The organism is Vibrio astriarenae, assembly GCF_010587385.1.
Classification (GTDB): Bacteria; Pseudomonadota; Gammaproteobacteria; order Enterobacterales; family Vibrionaceae; genus Vibrio; species Vibrio astriarenae.
In genome coordinates this window covers 178,261-197,484 of the sequence record NZ_CP047476.1, presented here as the reverse complement: position 1 = coordinate 197,484, position 19,224 = coordinate 178,261, and the positions used below count along the sequence as shown (strand labels likewise).

Genomic DNA, 19,224 nt, shown 5'->3' with positions numbered 1-19,224 from the left:
TTTTTAGTAGGGTAAGATCCCCCAGCGCTGCAATGAGCGTCGCTAGGGGATTCGCTACTACTATTGTTTTTCAAGCTCGATGCCAATAATTCGACTTACCGGCTCACCTTGCTCTAGCCATTCGGGCATTGCTAGCACGCTAATAGAGTCATCACTGTCTGCGACGATAGCAAAATATTCATTCCAGCCCTGTTCTTCATAGAATGAAATCGTCAATGTTCCAATAGAGGTGGTGTACCAACTAAACGGTTGTGTGTAATCGTCTGCTGTTTCAACATAGACTCCCTCACCGTCAGCATTAAACTGATAAGTAATAGGGCTGCTATTTTCATCCTCATCGGGTCGACTGACCGTCATTCCAGAAACAAACTCATAATCAACCGGTACATAATTACATTGGTGAGCGGCATCGACGAAGTCGAAGAAATTTTTGGCTTCCAAACCAGAAGTCTCACCAGTGTCTTGCTCTGAACATATACGATAAACAGGATCCACTATTTGTGCTAGTCGCTCTTCGGCAGCTACCTCACTCAAGAACAATTGGCCGATATCGGTTGTCCAACTAAAGTTAGTCTCATCAGTATTCATGGCGTAGGTTTGTAACATCTGACGATAGTAGGAGTTATACCAACCCCAGATATTTTCCGGGTCTTGAGGAGCAATAAGAATAAGGTCAGGCCCGACACTCGCAATATAAGAATTTTCTAGTACGCCGCCCTCCGTGAGAGTCACTGGCACAATACTAGGCAAAGTGTCACTTAATCGCGAATCTTGAGTTACTGCATACCACTGTCTTGGGTGAGCGGATTCCGAGTACTGAAAAGAATCATTTGGCAACACTGCAGCATAGCGTGATAGACCAGAAATCATCGACTCATCAATATCAGACAAAGCAGTACCAGAGCTCAGCGCATCCTGCACTTTACTAGGTAAATCGGTGACATTTTTACTTCCCCACTCATCGAAAGAAGTGGTTATCCATATACCATTACCAAGACGATTAATGACTCGGTAAGATTGCCCCTCATCAAAGCTGTCGGTCGTAAAGTCATAACTTGCCAAAGGTTGATGCGCCCACGTAACGTATTCTGTTTTAACATCGTCACTAAGTTGTTTAAAAACTGACATATATGAGTGAAATAGGAGCCCAGTTGGCGCTTCTTCGTTAGTAAGCTTTATTGGAATCTCATCTGACAACACATAACGATCACCTCGGTAAGTAGTTTGTCCGCCCGCTTTTTCAGTTATTATTTCATACCAATAGTTTGTCAAATTATCCCAGTTGCCAGATGTAAAGTTAAAGTCTGCATATTCTTCATGCTTAACTTTTTGCGGATTAGCCCATACTGGATAAGCATGGAACAAGGTGTAGTTTTGACCTTCACCAACAGTGAGCTCCCAAAAAACATTTGGATTACCATCGGCTCCCCAATCTTGCTCATCATAAATATAAGTCGTTAGGAGGTCCTCAATCGTGGTCTGATTCAAACTGGAATATTGAGAGACATAAGTTGCCTCATCATCTAGAACAAAACTTGCTGTATCGTATTCTTTGAAGTCAGTGACATAAGTATATTTGTCGTCATCGCTGGAGATTGTTGTTACAAGGTGTTGAACAACATCGATACCCGCCAAGTTCTCAGGGTGACTGCGGGCGCTTAAATCGACATTATCAAATGTTCTTCCGAACCCATTACTACCTCCTTCCAAAGCAGCGTCACTTTCATCCACATAACGCAGGTAATTTTCAGCAGTCTCTGTTCGAGTGCCTATGTCGAGTGTACTACCGATAAATTGAGCATCACCATCAAGGTTGAAGTCGAAATCGAAGGTGCTAAGTCTAGTAAAGCGGTTTTCAAATTGTTCATCAATAGACATCGTTTTACCATACTCATTTCCACCTAGTGTTAAGTAATGGGTCGTTGTTGTGGTACGAGTCATACCAGAGTTTAGGGTTTCAGTTTTTTCTTGAACTGCGATATCAAGCATCATTTCTTGTTGATGGTTAAAGTGCAGGTACGCCATCACCGCTTGATTTTCCCGAATGGTATCCGCTACAGACTTTGAGGCATCATCTGGATATGCATCGTTGAGAGTATCGATACCATCAGCATCGGGGTCCCCTGCTAATGAAGCATCAAGAGGGTATCCATCTAGACTATCTTCAACACCGTCGTTATCGTCATCACTATCTCGGTTGTTACCTATCTGATCATTATCGGTATCTAACCATTCGGTTTTATCATTAACAAAGACATCAGCGTTGTCTCCTATACCATCGCCATCAGTGTCGATCCATTCATCTTTATTGTTATCATCCCAGTCAAGGCCTGCAGCAACACCATCACCGTCGTTATCTGTTGCTAAGTCAATTCCTGTAAACGGGTTATCAAGATCGTCAAGTTCATCGGGTTCAGTCGCGACCACTTGCTGCTTAATTATGTGATTAACCGAGTCTAACTGTCTCAACATTTCAGATGCCTGATCACTATCTATATTGTCCAGCATGTCACTAAACTTACTTGGTTCTAGCGATAAAATAGTGTTGGAATCAACGATGCTTTGTGCAGCGTAGAGTGCAGCTTTGTCACCCTGCTCGACATAGTCACCAAGTACGTTAACAACATCAATTCCGAGCTCTTCAGCAACTTCTTCAGTGGCTTTTTCCATTAACTCTTTATAAGAAGTGTCCGAATCAGTTTGCTGCATCTGAGCTAACTTGATATCAACCAACGTTGATAGCGGTGTCACGATGGCTTGCCCTGCTGGGGCTGACATCATAAAACCTGAAGCGACGGTGATTCCATCGGGTGTATTATCCGTAATGGTATCTTCATCAATCGTCTCACCCGAAATTGCCTGTACGATCAATCGTACTGACTCTGCATCTATATTTTCCGGTACAACGATTTCAGCTTTGCCTTTATCACCAGTAAATGCCCAAGGCTCAAGCTCCTCATTAAGCAAAAAGTCAGGTTCACTGTCGAGCCAAACTTGTGCGTTGCGCAGATAGCCGTCAATAGCCTGGACTTGAAGTGTATTGGACGCTGTTGTCGTGGTACTGTCATCATCACAGCCACTTAGCCCCAAAGCACCAGCGACCGCCAACGTCAATAGTGTGAGTTTACTGTTCATCTTCGCCTCCTAAGCGATTTAATGATTATTTCTTCATAAAAATCCTAGGAGCCGTATTTGTCCCTCTCATCACCCAAATAGGTGATGAAATGAGTTGTATACCGAAAAATCAGATCGTGGTCACAGTATGTTTTTGTGCACTTTCTAGCACGTCATTCCAGCGAAAATATACTAAGAAATGGCCTAAATTTGGCTCCTCACGCAGAGTGGCATTTGGCAATTGCTGAATAAACTTCCTGGCCAAGCTAATCGGGACATGTTGATCTAATACCCCGTGCCAAAGGGTTATAGGACACTGTATGCTCTGCATATTGATATTCCATGGGCGACTTAATAGCACCAAGTCCTGAGCAAAAGATGCTGTACCTTGACGTAAAGCCTCACGAAAGGCATGAATAAAATTGTCCGTCACTGCGGGCTCAGAGAGTGCGACAGCATCACTTTCACACAAGTGGGGATAAATTTGGTCAAAATATTTCTCATAATCTTTCACAACGCTACTCGCAATCAACTTGAGTAACGGCGTCAAAACCTCCGGAGACCGAATAGCAATTTGTGCCAAGAGTTTATTGCTCGACTTGATCCCGTGAAATAAGTTTATTGGCTCATAAGGTGTAACACTACTCACTAATGAAAGATGATTAACTCTTTCACCCAAATACGACGCTATTGCCAATGCGTAAGGTCCACCGCCGCAATACCCGAGAACTGAAGCATTGTTTACATTTAACTTGTCTAAAAGTGCCTCAACATCAACCGCAAATGACGATAAGGTACGATTTGGATGAGGGCTCGATAGCCCGTAGCCAGGTCTATCAATGGTAATCAAACGTAGTTGGTGCTTTTTTAAAGGAAGCACGTTTGGATGCACTTGGTAGCGAGAGCCTGTGCTAGGTGGGATAAGAATAACCACATCGTCACCATCGCAACCAACATCGCTATACGACAGTGTGCGGCCATCTCGCAAAAAGATCGTTTGATTATAACTTTCTAATTGATAGCGCCCCAGTGTTTCTCGCTTCTTATAGTCACTAACGTGCTGAAGCTTCGTGTTTGCGATTAACGTTCTAACAAGGTCACTTTGCCGATGGCACCCTGTTTTCTTGAATATTGATTTGAGTTGGGTGCGCACTGTATTGATTGTCACATGCCGGTCTTCACTTATTTGGTTGAGGCTTTTGCTCGCCAAAAGGCTTTTCGCTAACTGAGTTTCAGCCTGTGTCAGCTTATAGCGCTTACAAACATCAACCAAATCAATATCTTCGTTAATACAAATATTAGCTATTAACACCATCACACTGTTTTGTTGAGATTGCTCTCCCTCCAAGCGAGAAAAGTTCATGCTTGTGGGCTGTGATGTGTAGCTTTCACTGAGTCGCATCGTCACCGTCTTCTGTTGTGCTACAGGTGCTCCCAATAACGTTAAATTACGTTCAAATTGACGCTGAAGAAAGGCATTGCTTAATCGAAATCCATTTTCACTTAATGTCATCAAATTTGTTTGTTCAATAAACATTTTGGCTTGATGGTTATACTGTAATAATTCACCAGATGCCTTAAATAGTAAGGCAGGTAAGGGAATTCGTTCAAAGAGGTTCTCTTTCAGTTCACGCTCAGTATCTGTCTGTTCTAACTTAAAATTAATTTGCGCGCTTCGTTCAAGGTGACTTATTAAATCAACGAGAAACACATTAGATTTGTTAGACGAAGCGTCAAAACAATCAGACGAAAAAGAACCGCAACCATTGGTACCTAGCACTGCAGATTGTAAGTCAATGATTTGATCTTCTACCGCCTGTGAAGACAAGGCATCAACAATCTTCTCTAATAATGTAGGCCAGTGACTCGGATCTAGGGCGCTGTCGTAGATTAATTCTACCAAACGATGATCTAACTGTTGATTTCGTTCCTTCATAGGAAGAATCCCTGTAACATTTTATTACATTTTATGTCACACAAAACTGCTTTTCTAATTGAGAGGTTGCTTAATTGCAACTGATCACATAATGATCAACTGAAATCAAGTTTTGGCAAAAAATAACCGACCTTTGATGCCAAGAGGTATAAGAAAAATCTATGTAAAATTGCACCATAATCTCTCATATTAATCACTGAAGCAGTCTCACAAAGCCACATTTTGAAACAGTCATTAGGCGACAAATCCGTATATTTTTTCTCTCTATTCCAATAGAGAGAAAAAGCAGTGATGAAAGAAAGTAACTTCGAAAGGTCATCGAGAATCCTTCAGCGATGTACCTTTGGCCCTTCAATTGATGATATCAAGCAGTTCGAGAAGTTCGACAGCATTGAGGAGTGGGTATATAACCAAGCCAATAAGCCCGTGTCTAACTGGCTTAAGATTTACGAGCGTATTGAAAAATTAGATTCAAACCCAGCTCCAGTCCAGTGCTTTGCAAGTAGTTGGACGGAGATGACCATGATTGAATCTGATAATGTTGACGCACTGCGACAACGAATGGCTTACGTTTTATCTGAGTTGTTTGTTGTCAGCGTGCAGGACCCTGCATTACAGGCCGGAGCAAGACGACGTTACCTATGTCAGTATTACGATGGGTTAGCACTCAATGCCTTAGGTAATTTCCGTGATCTGCTCAAATGGGTGTCTACGTCTCCAATCATGGGGGAATACCTAACATTTATTGATAATGTATCCAATGAAGAGCACGCGCCTGATGAAAACTACGCTCGCGAACTCCTTCAGCTGTTTACCCTTGGGCCTAGTAAACTCAATGGTGATGGCACGGTTGATCATGATGCTTCAAACCACCCTATTCCAGCTTACACTCAAACCGATATTGAAGAGCTAGCACGCGTCTTTACCGGCTGGACTTTTGATAGTCGTGGCTCAGGTTTAGACCGTTACGCCTATCCGCTAGAAGTGAATGAGAGCAATCACGATAGAGGTGAGAAGTACATTTTAGGTAAGCGTTTTCCAGCGAATGTTGACGCGGAAGACGAGTTGGATGCAGTGATTGAGCACCTGATGAATCAATCAAACCTCTACACCTTTATCGCCAAGTTCTTTATCACTAAATTGGTCACGAGCAACCCGCGCCCAGCTTATGTTCGACGTGTTCGTAACGCGTTTAAAAACTCTGATGGTGATATGACGGCATTAATCATTGCCATCCTGACTGATCAAACAGCCTTAAACAGTGGTGATACTGATGGCAAAGTGCGCGACCCTATGTGTGTGTTTGTTCACGGCATGCGTGCACTCAAAACTGAGCTCAATCGCGCTGAAAAGATGTGGCCTAGTCCTTTCAATTGGTTTGATCGTTTAATGCCGATGTCGGGGCCATCTGTATTCTACTACTATCAGCCAGACGACTCGCCAAACACCCCTGAATTTAACGATCTCGATGCGCCTGAGTTCAATGTCTATACCTGGCAAGACATCTATCACTATGGGCACATTTACAGAAACCTACTCACGATTCAAAAAGAGCAAGACCGAGAGTGGTTTATTGATAGCGAGTATTTCAAACTTTTCTTGACGAAAAACGAAGATGGCAACTGGGATGATGAAGCCCTTGTTGATTACCTAAACACTCAGCTTTTTGCTGGCCGACTCTCACAACACGCGCAAAACGCATTCTATGAATTTCTGAGCCATTGTGTGAACCGTAGAGAGACATCATTCAACGACATCCGAAACTTGATTATGCACGCTCTTCTATCTCCAGACTTTGTCATCCAGGACTAATATTATGAAATTATCTCGACGTACATTTATGCAGTCCGGTGCCGCTTCCTTTGGTGTTGGTGCACTCAGCCTCTCTCCTTTTTCTGCTGTTGCCGATTGGCACCAGTGTGGGCAATCCTTTAAAGCAGTTGTCGGTATTGATTTAGCGGGCGGCAACGATGGGTTTAACATGTTTGTCCCTGCTAGTGGCGATTCTGCAACGCAATATAAAACTATCCGTCAATCACTTGCGCTCGACAGTGCAAATAGCATTGCTCTTGAAGGCTCAAACTTGGCTATGCACTCTTCTATGTCCGCACTCAAGAAGTGGTGGCAAAATAGTTCAATGCTGCCAATCCTCAATCAAGGGCCGCTGATTAAACCACTGACTAATCAGACGATTGATACAAGCAACTCCCCTACTCATTTATATAGCCACTCACACCAATCTACGATGGTGCAATCGCATACCGCGTCAACTTGGGTGTCGAAACAAGGCTTTGGTGCACTAACGGCTAAAATCCTTGAAAAGATGCCTTTGAGTATGCAAGACATGCCACCGCTATTTGATATTGCTGGCACGCAGGTTTGGACCAATGCGCTTGAAGCACAGGCAACCAGTGTTGGCGTGAAGCCGCCTAGTAACATCTTCAGCGAAGATGAGGGCTTTGATGTGACTCTGTTCAATAACCTCCATGACAAGTCACAACAATCAAATGTGTTTAAACAGCATTACGCACACTTGGCAACAGAATCGCGCGGTCTCTACCATGAATTTAGCTCTATCTTTGATACAGATACTGGCGACGACTTCCCACAAACGAAATTAGGTCAGCAGTTGGCGACCGTATTTAAGTTGATCATCAATAAAGATAAGTTCGATCACCCTATTCAGTATTTCAGTTGTAAGCTAGGTGGCTTTGACACCCACTCTAACCAACTTAATGCACAGACTGCTCTTCTAGAAGAGTTAGCTGAAGCGCTTGATGCATTTCATACCGCGCTAGAGCGTCATGGGTTGCATGATAATGTCGTCAGCTTTACGCACTCAGAGTTTGGTCGTACCCTCACGCCCAATGCGACACAAGGTACTGATCACGGCTGGGGTAGTCACTCTTTGGTTATGGGTGGCGCAATCGATGGTGCTCGTATATTGGGGGATTACCCAGACTTGAGCGAAAACAGTGAATACTTACTTTCACGAGGCCGTATCATACCCACCATCGCGAGTGACCAAATTCACGCGACGATTCTATCTTGGTTAGGATTAAGACCTTCGGGTATCGACCTGCTATTTCCTGCGTTGAAACGTTCAAGCAGTGAGTTCCCGAGTCAAACCTTACCTCTGTTTAAGCCCTGCTAATAGGCTCATACAATATAAACAGCGCAAGCTTTTGGCTTGCGCTGTTTATATTGTATGGCGATATTTCTGATGATTTACAGCGTGTTCTTATAAACTTCACCGTCTTTCATGATGACTTTTTTTGTCTCATCTTTTACAACGCACTCAACACCTTCAAGCGGATTGCCATCAATGATCAGAAGGTCTGCATACGCGCCCTCTTCAATTCGACCCAGCTTGCCTTGTTGGTATGGGTGTTGATAAGTAGAAAGTTCAAACAAACGACCGCAATTCGATGTCGCCATACGCAGCGCAGTAATCGTATCGAAGGTCTCCTCGATTGCGCCTAACTCTTGCATCTGCGTTTCGTGGACGTTGGCAGTACCAACACAATCTGTACCATAAGCCAAGTTTTCAATGTTGTATTTCTTAATCAAGTCAGCGGATTTAAACATCGCCTTGCCGACACGCTCGGTTTTGCGGTAAGTCTCTTCATTAGGTAGTGGGATCTTACGCTCGGCAATAAGAGACGAGGTAAAGTACGAAGGTACCACCCAAATGTCTTTCTCTTTGATGATCTGAGCAATCTCGTCATCCATAATCGTAGCATGTTCGAAACATTTAACGCCCGCCTCAGCCGCTCGTCGCATTGCAGCGGCAGTATGAATATGTGCTGCTACATAAGTGCCGTAATCAGAAGCAGCTTCAACCGCTGCTTTCATCTCATCAAGAGTGAACTGCAGAGTATCTAGCGGGTCGAACGTCGATGACGCGCCACCACCCGCCATAATTTTGATTTGCGATGCGCCCATGAACAGCTGCTCACGCACCGCTTTCAACACTTCAGAGCGACCATCTGCCACCTTAAAAGTACCTGTTTTCATGATTGGCGAGTCTTCGTGACCATTTGCTAAACGCTGTTGAGCTTGGTTTTGACGATAATCTGAATGACCACTGGTTTGAGAAATCGCAGCTTGTGATGGGAAGATGCGCGGCCCTGTTGCGTAACCACTGTCAATTGCGTTCTTTAGTCCCAGCGTGTTACCGCCTACGTCACGACAAGAAGTAAAACCACGCATTAGCATCTCTTGTGAGATCTTTGCGGAGCGAATCGCCATCTCTTCGCGAGTCATCGCATCGAGCACACCAAAAGATTCAGACAAAGTGATGTGCACATGAGCATCAATCAGACCCGGCATCACAGTACCACTGTTTGCATCAATGATTTCATCGACACCTTCAGTGCTTACCTCGCCGATTTTGGTAATGAGATTGTCTTCAATCAGTAGCGACACATTTTCAATCAGTTTGTTGTCGACACCGTTAAATACATTCGCGTTAGTGATTAGTTTTTTCATTTTGGTTTCCCCATTGAGTTGTTTTTGTTGATGGGGAAATATTAAGACGAGAGGATTTTTAAGAATTGCCATTTGATGACAGTTAGGAACTAGAAGTGAATATTGAAAAAAGGCAGATACGTCCGAATTAGTACCTGCCTTAATTTGCTTGTCTAAATGTTCTCAGATGAGTTAGTTCCAAGTTACATCATATGGGAGCCAAACGCCTGTGATATCGATAAAGTAGGTGTTCCAAACCTCGCTTGGATATCCATCTTCATAGTCATAAACGATGACGGCTGCACCATGCACCTCTCCGTTGGTAAACTTGTGATAAGCTGCGATCACTCTAGTAAAGTCACCATTGGTTAACACCAAATGACCATCGTCATTAATTGACCATGTATATTCACGAGTGCTTTGCATCTCTTCAGTCCATGTTTGGCGCTCCGCATAACCGCCCTCATAAAGATCCCATAGTCGAACTTCAGTACCCGAGTTTTTTCTACGAGCAATCAAGGTATCGTTCAAATCATCTTCTGTGAAAGCTTGAGTTCCACCACAAGTCGCGACATGTGCCTTAAAAGCAGCTTCAGTTGCTTCATCACCAATAAGCTCAATCTCGCAACTTTCGAATGACTCCAAACTTCTCGCTCCTCGCAGCGCTTCACCTATCACTCTTAGCCAAATGGCTTGCTCACCCAGGTCTTCTTCAACGAACCCATCCACCAAGGTAGGTAAATCATCAATATACGGCCCCCAGTATTCAGCGTAAGAGTATGACTGCTCATCAATATAGGTCGTGTACTTCTGGCCCGCGCCGTCAAATGTAAAGTCATAGCCATCGACTTCCATGTGCTGCCATGTCACGTGAGTACGTATGTCGTTCTCTGAGTAACGGACTGATCTTTCGTCCCATGAGTTAAATGCGTAGCCTTCATCCGCATCATTCAAAAGTTTGAGTTCCGTGTCGTCGTCAAGAATGTATTTTGTTCCAGCACTGGTGTAGACCTTGTTATCATTTTCATCCGGATAATCCGTGACTTCCCATTCTTGCCAGTAGTTGATCACTTCTCCCTCATAATAGTCTTGCCAAATAGCCTGCTTCCAAGATGTGGAGTCAACGTCTGACTCACTGTCATATTCGTTGGTGATCACTTGGTTGAACGAACCATCAGCCTGCCAATCATGAGAGATCACTTCCTTGTCAGAACCATCAAAGAAATCCCAGTACTGGTATACCTGGCGATATGTTGCGTACTCAAAAGGGTCGGACATCGCTATGTCATATTCAGTAAATTCGCGGGTGCTATAAGTGTATTCCGAGGTAATTTCAGTGGTTTCCGTCATTCTTTGCAGAACATCAACTCCGGAGAGATCGTCATCATCGACCGCTGTCATCAGTTCCTCTACTGAATCGTAATCAAGCATACGGCCACTTGGTTCAGACCAACTTGCATACTCACCAGCGGCTTCATATGGATCATCTTCATCGATATAACGCGTAAAGGAATAAGTTTCCACACCATCTTCAACACTACCTTCCCCTACATCGTAGAGAAGTGAGGTAAAGTTGATGGTGCCATCTCGATTGAGGTCTGACTCATAAAGAATGGTGGCGTAAAACTCACCAGTGCTGGTGTCTTCAACGCCTTTCTCTCGTAATCTGCTGTAAAGAGTCGGTGTACCTTCTATGTCTCGATATGAGTCCTCTTCTGTCTCAAAGGTAATGGTTGTCCCTGAGACGACTTCTTTATTGAAGCCCATATGGTCTAGCGTTACAGAGGAAGTTGTATTGTCCGGCGTGTAGGTGGAAGAATCCGCGAAAGACTCATAGGTGACAACAGAGCCGTCAGGTGAGTCACTGACAACTTGCTGAACAACAATTTCATCTTGCTTCTTATTCTCAACAACCTCGGTCGCGAGTGTGAGCAGATCATTACTGAGCGAATGATTTGCGTCGATGAAGTCGCCTTTCATTAGATTAGCCAAATCCTCATCCGTGTAATCGTCATCGATATCCAGCTCTGACTTTAGCTCTTCCAAACGCTCCATAACTGTGCTGTCGACCAGAGCAGTGATTTGAGCAACTAGCGCTGAAAGATCTTCTTCGTCTAACCCTTCACCCACAAAACCCTCTAGTGTCTCGGCAACTTCCTCATAGACTTGTGTGGTAAATGGGTTGATCACTTGCCCCTCGACTTCATCACCATTGGCGACCATATCTAAAGTAGCTTGATCAAGTGGAGGCATACTCAGTGTTATCGAGTGAGAAGTTTGATCTGCCGAGAAAATGGTCTCTAGTTCCCCATCTTCAACGAGCTGCTGCAGGGCCTCAACTGATTCCGGAGGAGTGTCTCCAACATCGACAGATTCATTCGTTAGTTTCGCAAGGATAGGCAAGCCAACCAGGTTACTGGCTTGCTCCTCGGTAAGAGAGAGCGTGTATTCACCTTTGTGGTCGGTTTGAGCTTGAGGATCGCTATCATCAAGCTGCCCGTTTCTATTTGCGTCGATCCAAACCAATGCATTGTAGATGTAACCATCTATGACACTGCCGGACAGACTGAAGTTTTGCGTGGAGTTTGTCGATGACGTACTGACATCATCATCGTCACATGCAGTGACGAGCACTGACAAGGAGAGTGCCAGCGCAACTTTGTTGATTTTCATATTTTCTGCCTTGACGTTGTTAATTTTTGTTAAGCGTTATCGACAGCAGACATCCAATAACTAGACAGAAATATAGAAGCGGTAATACAAGGAGGCCAAAATACAAACTTTTATATGTGACAACGATCCCACATTGATGATGCGTAAAAAATAATACTCTCAATAATACAGTTACTTAGCGAGTGTACCATTTTTGGTTCTGAAAGCGCTTACTGAGGTAAGGTGGAACCTTCAAACAACAGTCAGACATTTGACGCGATTTAATCAGTTACAAATGTCCTGTTTTCACCAAAATCACAGCACCGTCTTGTTTGGTAAACGGCGTATGTTGACTACTGTGCGGGCTTCGAATCCATGTTCCTTGTGGATACTCTCCATGCTCATCGTAAAAAGTACCTGACAGGACAAATATTTCTTCACCACCCCAATGTTGATGTGCATTAAATACCGTATTTGGCGCCCACTTAACCAAGGCGACATGCTCAGTTTTGTGGTCATGCAATGGCATCACCGTTAAGCCATCGACTAAGCCGGGGTGCCAAATTTGATTTTCAGTATCAATCACAAATTGACTCGAGTCTTCTTTATCAAACTGCTGAAGCTTAACAAATATCGTCGCGCCCTCTGGGCCAATCTTTGGAGTATGAGCGGTACCTATAGGATTACGGACATAACTCCCCTGCGGATAATCACCATGCTCATCGGAAAAGACTCCTTCGAGGACAAAAAATTCTTCCCCACCATCGTGAGTGTGGGGTGAAAACGCACTGTTCGGTTTATAGCGAACGATGGATGTCGCACGAGCAACTTCACCCCCAACACGGTCGAGCGGCATGCGCTCCACACCGGGCATTGGAGATGAAAACCATTGGTAATCTTCCGGACGGATAACGACTCGCTTTTCAAAGTCGGCATTGATCAGTGTTTGCATCCCTATTCCCCATTTTGCTCATTGTTGGATTTCCAGCTCAGCATCAACATGTATCACTTAGTCACTTTCTAGCTCAGTTTGAACGTATGTGGAAATAAAATCGCGTTACGACTTATACCAAGATTGATAGATAGGGTTGAGATCTTTGACGTCTTTATATAGCCAAACCATTCGGTCAACAAACCATGCTTTGGTAAACATCAAGTAGAGGGTGCTGATCATCATCAGTAATGTATCGATAGAATACAAGCTGTAAAACCAAAATGGTAAGCCGACGAGTTGAAGAAGGATAATGCCTTTTGCCGTTTTGAGGTGATGCTTGGGAATCAAACTCTCATTTTTTTGATTAAGATAGACGCGCTCGCCAAATGTCCCCATCGATGCCCAATTGTTGGTGGTTGTCGGAGCAGAAAAAAGTCGTGGGTTAAGCCATGTCCACAAAACTACGACGCCAAAAAGTAGCAAAGTCCACCAGCCTAGATGCTCACGAATACCGATTACAAAAGTAAACATAGGTAAAATTGAGAAGCGGGAGTACACACTTAGTGGACTGGAATGGCGCTGCCATGCACTCTCATCCATCGACATCAGTTTTTCAGCAGCTTTTAAAATATCCATTATTAATCCATCGAGCTAACTTGCTGGTCGAGCTTTAAATCTTAACACCGTTTTGTACTTATCTGGTGTCACTCGCCTTGGATCGGACAAGTAGATTTCTCGATGAAGTTTGGTTAATCGAGTCAAACCCTGTTCCTTAGCAAAGCTTTCCATTTGAGCAAAACTTGCAGGCTCATCGTCATAAGGGCCTAGGTGTAGCATTTGAACGCACATACCTTCCTCTGCGACTACAAACTCAACAGAATCTAACAACACGTTGGGTTTCTTTGCCTTCACTAATTCTTTTATCTGGTTGAAAAAGGCTTCATCTACATAGTCTGGCTGACGAATCATCAACTCATAGACGAGGTCATCCTTTTTTAGCTCACCGTCAAAGATAGCCTTCGCCTCATCGGTGATGTCCCACTCACCTTCTAGAGGATAGATAGTAAAATCGACATAGTTTTGCGGTGGGCAATCTAATTTTTTTAGATTCATTTTTATGCCGTAAGCCAGCGAATACAGTGCCTCTACACGCTTAGAGAAATCAGAATGGTTCGGGTTACCTTGCCCCTTGATGACAATGAACTTAAATGCGGGAACGTCGATCAACTCTGGTTTAGATTTTGGCAAGTAAACCGTTTTCTCGTGTTTACGCCATTCATGCTTAGTAGCCATAGTGATTCCTTCTCTTGCAACTAAAACTCTAGATATTCAAACTCATTACCAAAAAGCGATAGACACTTAGCAAACTCACCTTGTGTCAGCTCCAGTGTTTGAGTATTCAGGTTAGGATGAAACTGCACATAGTCACTCTCAGCCACCGATTTATGTAGGATAAGCTTGACTTGGTTTTGATGATCATTCAGTAAACCAAAGGGAGAGACAGCGCCCGGCGTTAAACCCAAGATTTCTACCAAATTCGCCTCATTGGCGAACTTCAACTTCTCATCAAGTAGAAGCCCCAGTGATTTTAGATCAATGGCGAGTTCTTCTGGTGCAACAATCAGATAAAACCTTCGCGATTTTTTGTCCTTGAGGAATAGGTTTTTAACCTCAATGCCTTTCGCGCCAATCTTCTCTTGTTTGGCCTCTTCACAAGTGAAGACAGGCTTGTGCTTAAATGCCTTGAAAGCAATAGCGTTGTTTAACAGATAGTCTTTCACTTCTATCGGTGTTTGCTTGTTAACATCCATTTATGCAGTTTTCTCCAAAGCCGTAACTGTGATTTGATTGTGCCTAGGGGACAAGGGTAAACGAGCTGCCCATACTCCCCCGCTAATTGCGCTGATGGTTATGAGTTTCTATCATCAATAAATTCGACAAAGCTAGTCATATGCCTCTTCAGCCTTTCCTCGACCGTGGCATCGACTATCTCAAATTCAGCGTTGAATACACTATCTACACCTGTGATCGTCATTTCATGGACGGGATGGATCGCAGAAATTGTTGAATCAAACACCAATTTGAAGTGTGCTTGTGCTCTTGCGCCACCCACAGGGCTGTTGGCCTGAGTGATGATGGTCACCGGCTTACCCTTCAAGCACGAATTGAACGCCGGCCTTGAGACCCAATCAATGGCATTTTTAACGACAGCAGGAACACTATGATTGTACTCAGGCGAACAAACGATAATGCCATCGGACGTTTCGACATCTTCGATCAATTGAAGAATATTCTCTGGCTTATCTTTGGCTAGGTCTTCACAGTAGAATGGTAAAGAATTGAGTTCTGGCAAGATATATTGATGCTCTGGAAAGTACCCTTTAAGGGCCTTCAAGATGGCGATGCTTCGACTCTTTGAATGAAAGCTTCCTGATAACAATAACAACTTCATCGTTTTATAATACCCTTTGTAGATGATGAGCTAGTATGCCAACAGAGTACCTAAAGTACTGTGCTTTATACAGTTAAACTGACTGGGTAGTCACCAAATCAGTAGTGGACGCTAATGATCATTTCCAGCATAAATCCACATAGGCTCAGTTTTACCCGCTCTCTCAAACCCGAGGGCTTTATAGAAATCGACCGCTTCCCCATCAGCCGTCAGCATTTGTTGGTGGAAACCTTTGTATCGGGTTTGCATTAATTCCATCATTTTTCGGCCAACGCCCAAACCCTGAAAGCGTGGATCGACCAACATGTGTGGATAGTACACAACTAAATAGCCATCAGAGATAGCATTGCCGATGCCGATAAGCTTTCCATCTAGCCGGGCTGTTACCAATGTGTCTGAATTTAATAGTGCTGGAATTAACTTGTCTGGAACCTCAGCAGAAGACCAGCCATTGGCTTGGTATAGCTCAACAACTTCTGCGACTTCTAAGTCATTGCTTATTTTGACCGAAACTTCCATATCTCTCCTATTGAATAAATGCGAACACCAATCTAACTTTGTAAGGTTTCTTTGCTTTTGTGGGCAAGTTTATGAGCATTCGGCTCCCAGTTTTTGCCATCAAAATCAGATATTAAAAGCTTGGTAATCGCGGTATCTATGCAATTCACGTTTATATCCATTCCATCAGGGTTTGAACGCGGTACATAGAAGGGTTTCATCCCACAGACTCGACAAAAGTAATGCTTCGCTACATGTGTATTGAACGTGTAAACTTCTAACTTCTCTCGACCCTTAAGCAATTGGAACTTTGATTTGGGGACAATGAGATGAAGATAGCCAGATTTCCTGCATACTGAGCAGTTGCAAAGATCGGCCTCGATTATCTCTGGCGCTTCGACCGAGAATTGAATTTCACCGCAGTGGCAGCTGCCAAAATATTCCATTATTTCCTCACTGAAAGACTATGCTTTGTAATCCTAACATTACTAATCACTATTAAGTATCTGTTAGCCCTACGTCCAATAAGTCGCCAGCCTCAATCGCTCTAATTTTGACACCGAAACTCGACATACTAGGTAACGTGGCATTGTGGTGTTCTCGAATTTGAGCACCTGTGGCGTGTTCCTTATCATGAGTGGTGTGAGCATCTGAAACCAAAGTTACGGAATAACCTAATCCAGCTGCCCGACGAACGGTAGTATCAATGCAAAACTCAGAGGCATAACCACACACAATGATACTATCAACGTCAAGCTCATTTAATACACTTTGAAGATTAGTATTCAAAAACGAATCTGGTGTTGTTTTACGAACGAAATGATCACAGGTTTGAGTGACCAAACTAGACTGTAATTCCCACCCCACGCTCTTGTACTCAATAACAGACTTGGGTTGTTCGTGCTGGATGAAAATAACAGGTGCAGATTTACTACGCGCCCATTTCGTAACTTGATTAATATTGTTGAGTACAATTTGTGATTCAAATGGTTGAGGCTCTGGGTCGAATAGAACCGACTGAACATCAATAACTAATACCGCAGGTTTCATTATAATCCTCTGATATGGAGAGCGCCTTAAAGCTTTGTCATAGGAATCTACACTATGGCTAGATGATTTAGGGGAGCCCATCCAGATTCTTTGCTACCCTCAATTTTTTGGCACCAAATCCAGCCATTGAGCTCGTACTCCTTTAGCAAAACTTCCCCAACAGCCAAAGTATGTTCTCTGGCACAGTAGTCCTGAAGCACATGGACTTTGAACTGCCCGAACTCAAGTATTTGCTTGGGTACCCAACCTTCCTTCTCTGCTCCACGACAAAATACCCAGTTTGGCCAATTACCGTCAGGATCAGACTCTTCGACAAACTGAAGTTCTTCACCTTTGCGCACCTCTATTGGAGACTCAGGTGCATCCGAATAACTCTTAACTACCGTGTACATCATTGTGTTCTTGTTCCTTCATTCACATAACCATCACTTAAGGTGCTCTAGTTCAACAATGTCTATAAGGTCGACTTCACGACCAAGAATACGCTTATACTCCAATAACTTGTCAACTGGAATCACAGAAACCTCAATTCCTTTGTAAGTTCTAGCGACTGATGTGTTGAAGTCTGTTTCTAATTCAAACCACACTCCATCAGTTGATTGGATTCTTGTACCTGGGGTTAAACCAATCTCGATCTTTTGAGTGCGGTATATGAGCTGCAGATACTCTAAATCCCAGCCACCTTCGACGTAATGAGTTAGAGGCTTAGATATAAAATCAACAACATTTGGTAACAATTTCTCTGCGTCTGATTTATTAATGTATAAATCAATATCCGCAATTTCACGACTTCCGCCATGGAGAAACGCAGCGAAACCACCAACTATTTGGTACTCAATCTGATTCTTCTCGAGAATGTCTTTCAGCCAAAGAAGAGCGTCTCTTACTTTATCGTTCACTTATGATCCTTCATGATGATTTTGTGTCCTAATGCTAAGCTAAACTGCACAAATCCTTGGCATATACGTCGCGTAGCAAAATGCTAGTAGTTGAGTGTCTTGTTATACGTTATCTCTATGAATAAGGAATTTTGTAGTCAATAGTATTAGCCCAACTATGGCTGGGGCCAATATAAAAGTAGAAGTCTTTATCGACCAGATGAGAATGAGCCTATCATAGTTATCTGGTCCCGAATAATCACTAACAGGGAAGTAATAGATCGCAAACCACAAAGGAAGGGAATACAGAGTCGTGTGAAATTTAAACTTGTCTGCTAAGCCTAATTTGTTCGCTTTTTTTACATATTGATGGCAGCAAAATATACACATCAACAACGAAACCATCATCACAAAAAATAAAGTATACCCAATAACCATGCCCACATTTTTCCCCTTACCTTTAACTCTCTACTATGGTGTGAGCAATGCAATATCCAAACCGCCACACAGCTCAAATGACTCAATTCAACGGCTAGCAAAAATGTCCCGCGTTACAACGAGTCATTCTTGAACCGTTTTTTCTGTGAATTGCTACTCGTACTTCTTGCCATTATGTTTTAACCAACCATGAGGGTGTCGATTGTTTGGATCATGGTGTGTCCAGTGCATGACACCACCTTTGTTATTCCACTCATACTCACCGTAAAACTCCACACTGTCGCCCAGCTTTAGATCTGGGATTCTAGGAGCTAAGTCTATATTATGCGCAACAAGTAAGGTTTGCTTGCTGTTCAGTTTCAATATAAATTTTTGATGCCTGCTACCGTCATTATCGTCAGGTAGCAAGCGAATTACTTTACCTGAACCTTGAACTTGAATATCACTTTGACGGTTTTCATATACTTGTTTTAATTGATAATCGTTGGCTTGGATACCTATCGAAGTTAAGCACAAAACTGCTGCAAATATCGCAATTAATCTCTTCACCTATTCTTCCTTCCGACTCATACAACACTTTATTTAAGACAATGAGCTGTCTCTTTAATTACATTTTGCCGCACCATGCTCTAGAGCATCATTTAAACATCAAAAAATCAGAAACTTGCCTAAGTACATAAAAACACCAATGCAACATAATGCATACTTGTTTATATGACTGCAAAGATTAAATGCTTTAACTTTGTTCAAGGACAAAAAAAGGGGAGCTGATTAGTTCAGCTCCCCTATCTTCATGTGACTC

At 43.3% G+C, this 19,224-nt stretch carries 17 protein-coding genes; 2 read left to right on the top strand and 15 right to left on the bottom strand.

The features are described from left to right. Positions 1 to 60 precede the first annotated feature (60 nt). Together GT360_RS15350 and GT360_RS15345 are read right to left on the bottom strand one after the other, a co-directional pair. A complete protein-coding gene (locus GT360_RS15350) occupies positions 61 to 3,135 on the bottom strand; it encodes a hypothetical protein (protein ID WP_164649843.1) in 3,075 nt (1,024 codons plus the stop codon). Positions 3,136 to 3,244: 109 nt separating this feature from the next. Further along, positions 3,245 to 5,050, bottom strand: coding sequence for a bifunctional helix-turn-helix transcriptional regulator/alpha/beta hydrolase (locus tag GT360_RS15345; protein ID WP_164649842.1), 1,806 nt, complete (start codon positions 5,048 to 5,050; stop codon positions 3,245 to 3,247). Positions 5,051 to 5,341: 291 nt separating this feature from the next. On the opposite strand from GT360_RS15345, the gene GT360_RS15340 reads away from it, so the two are divergent. Both GT360_RS15340 and GT360_RS15335 read left to right on the top strand, forming a co-directional pair. Continuing rightward, the gene (locus GT360_RS15340) at positions 5,342 to 6,862 is read left to right on the top strand and encodes a DUF1800 family protein (protein ID WP_164651123.1); all 1,521 of its coding nucleotides are present in this window, start codon (positions 5,342 to 5,344) and stop codon (positions 6,860 to 6,862) included. A 4-nt stretch (positions 6,863 to 6,866) separates the two neighbouring features. Beyond that, a complete protein-coding gene (locus GT360_RS15335) occupies positions 6,867 to 8,204 on the top strand; it encodes a DUF1501 domain-containing protein (RefSeq protein ID WP_164649841.1) in 1,338 nt (445 codons plus the stop codon). A gap of 74 nt (positions 8,205 to 8,278) precedes the next feature. On the opposite strand, the gene GT360_RS15330 is transcribed toward GT360_RS15335, so the two are convergent. The 13 genes from GT360_RS15330 to GT360_RS15270 form a co-directional block, all read right to left on the bottom strand. Beyond that, positions 8,279 to 9,541 (bottom strand): metal-dependent hydrolase family protein, encoded by a 1,263-nt coding sequence (locus tag GT360_RS15330; protein ID WP_164649840.1) that lies wholly within the window; start codon positions 9,539 to 9,541, stop codon positions 8,279 to 8,281. 171 nt (positions 9,542 to 9,712) lie between these two features. Further along, positions 9,713 to 12,193, bottom strand: coding sequence for a hypothetical protein (locus GT360_RS15325; RefSeq protein ID WP_164649839.1), 2,481 nt, complete (start codon positions 12,191 to 12,193; stop codon positions 9,713 to 9,715). 268 nt (positions 12,194 to 12,461) lie between these two features. Beyond that, on the bottom strand, positions 12,462 to 13,115 hold the full coding sequence (locus GT360_RS15320; protein ID WP_204274601.1) for a cupin domain-containing protein: 654 nt from the start codon (positions 13,113 to 13,115) through the stop codon (positions 12,462 to 12,464). Positions 13,116 to 13,229: 114 nt separating this feature from the next. Continuing rightward, positions 13,230 to 13,742, bottom strand: a complete 513-nt coding sequence (locus GT360_RS15315) for a DUF6653 family protein (protein ID WP_164649837.1) — start codon at positions 13,740 to 13,742, stop codon at positions 13,230 to 13,232. A 15-nt stretch (positions 13,743 to 13,757) separates the two neighbouring features. Then, positions 13,758 to 14,399 (bottom strand): GyrI-like domain-containing protein, encoded by a 642-nt coding sequence (locus tag GT360_RS15310; protein WP_164649836.1) that lies wholly within the window; start codon positions 14,397 to 14,399, stop codon positions 13,758 to 13,760. A 20-nt stretch (positions 14,400 to 14,419) separates the two neighbouring features. Next, positions 14,420 to 14,917 carry a YbaK/EbsC family protein gene (locus GT360_RS15305; RefSeq protein WP_164649835.1) on the bottom strand — a complete coding sequence of 166 codons (498 nt, stop codon included), beginning with the start codon at positions 14,915 to 14,917 and terminating at the stop codon, positions 14,420 to 14,422. 98 nt (positions 14,918 to 15,015) lie between these two features. Beyond that, the gene (locus GT360_RS15300) at positions 15,016 to 15,558 is read right to left on the bottom strand and encodes an NADPH-dependent FMN reductase (protein WP_164649834.1); all 543 of its coding nucleotides are present in this window, start codon (positions 15,556 to 15,558) and stop codon (positions 15,016 to 15,018) included. Between the two features lie 111 nt (positions 15,559 to 15,669). Further along, complete coding sequence (locus tag GT360_RS15295) at positions 15,670 to 16,077, bottom strand: GNAT family N-acetyltransferase (RefSeq protein WP_164649833.1); 408 nt, start codon at positions 16,075 to 16,077, stop codon at positions 15,670 to 15,672. Positions 16,078 to 16,109: 32 nt separating this feature from the next. Further along, complete coding sequence (locus GT360_RS22070; protein WP_164649832.1) at positions 16,110 to 16,502, bottom strand: GFA family protein; 393 nt, start codon at positions 16,500 to 16,502, stop codon at positions 16,110 to 16,112. Positions 16,503 to 16,554: 52 nt separating this feature from the next. Continuing rightward, a complete protein-coding gene (locus GT360_RS15285; RefSeq protein WP_164649831.1) occupies positions 16,555 to 17,106 on the bottom strand; it encodes a cysteine hydrolase family protein in 552 nt (183 codons plus the stop codon). A 47-nt stretch (positions 17,107 to 17,153) separates the two neighbouring features. After that, entirely contained in the window at positions 17,154 to 17,501 is a 348-nt protein-coding gene (locus GT360_RS15280; protein ID WP_164649830.1) for an SH3 domain-containing protein, read from the bottom strand. Positions 17,502 to 17,531: 30 nt separating this feature from the next. Then, positions 17,532 to 18,005 (bottom strand): MazG-related protein, encoded by a 474-nt coding sequence (locus GT360_RS15275; protein ID WP_164649829.1) that lies wholly within the window; start codon positions 18,003 to 18,005, stop codon positions 17,532 to 17,534. A gap of 570 nt (positions 18,006 to 18,575) precedes the next feature. Continuing rightward, entirely contained in the window at positions 18,576 to 18,971 is a 396-nt protein-coding gene (locus GT360_RS15270) for a DUF3465 domain-containing protein (RefSeq protein ID WP_164649828.1), read from the bottom strand. Positions 18,972 to 19,224 lie beyond the last annotated feature (253 nt).

Excerpts from the sequence above, each read along its gene's own strand:
- GT360_RS15340 (WP_164651123.1), top strand. The coding sequence starts at position 5,342 with ATGAAAGAAAGTAACTTCGAAAGGTCATCGAGAATCCTTCAGCGATGT.
- GT360_RS22070 (WP_164649832.1), bottom strand. The coding sequence starts at position 16,502 with ATGGAATATTTTGGCAGCTGCCACTGCGGTGAAATTCAATTCTCGGTC.
- GT360_RS15280 (WP_164649830.1), bottom strand. The coding sequence starts at position 17,501 with ATGATGTACACGGTAGTTAAGAGTTATTCGGATGCACCTGAGTCTCCA.
- GT360_RS15285 (WP_164649831.1), bottom strand. The coding sequence starts at position 17,106 with ATGAAACCTGCGGTATTAGTTATTGATGTTCAGTCGGTTCTATTCGAC.
- GT360_RS15325 (WP_164649839.1), bottom strand. The coding sequence starts at position 12,193 with ATGAAAATCAACAAAGTTGCGCTGGCACTCTCCTTGTCAGTGCTCGTC.
- GT360_RS15300 (WP_164649834.1), bottom strand. The coding sequence starts at position 15,558 with ATGAAGTTGTTATTGTTATCAGGAAGCTTTCATTCAAAGAGTCGAAGC.
- GT360_RS15315 (WP_164649837.1), bottom strand. The coding sequence starts at position 13,742 with ATGGATATTTTAAAAGCTGCTGAAAAACTGATGTCGATGGATGAGAGT.
- GT360_RS15350 (WP_164649843.1), bottom strand. The coding sequence starts at position 3,135 with ATGAACAGTAAACTCACACTATTGACGTTGGCGGTCGCTGGTGCTTTG.
- GT360_RS15330 (WP_164649840.1), bottom strand. The coding sequence starts at position 9,541 with ATGAAAAAACTAATCACTAACGCGAATGTATTTAACGGTGTCGACAAC.
- GT360_RS15345 (WP_164649842.1), bottom strand. The coding sequence starts at position 5,050 with ATGAAGGAACGAAATCAACAGTTAGATCATCGTTTGGTAGAATTAATC.
- GT360_RS15310 (WP_164649836.1), bottom strand. The coding sequence starts at position 14,399 with ATGGCTACTAAGCATGAATGGCGTAAACACGAGAAAACGGTTTACTTG.
- GT360_RS15295 (WP_164649833.1), bottom strand. The coding sequence starts at position 16,077 with ATGGAAGTTTCGGTCAAAATAAGCAATGACTTAGAAGTCGCAGAAGTT.
- GT360_RS15305 (WP_164649835.1), bottom strand. The coding sequence starts at position 14,917 with ATGGATGTTAACAAGCAAACACCGATAGAAGTGAAAGACTATCTGTTA.
- GT360_RS15335 (WP_164649841.1), top strand. The coding sequence starts at position 6,867 with ATGAAATTATCTCGACGTACATTTATGCAGTCCGGTGCCGCTTCCTTT.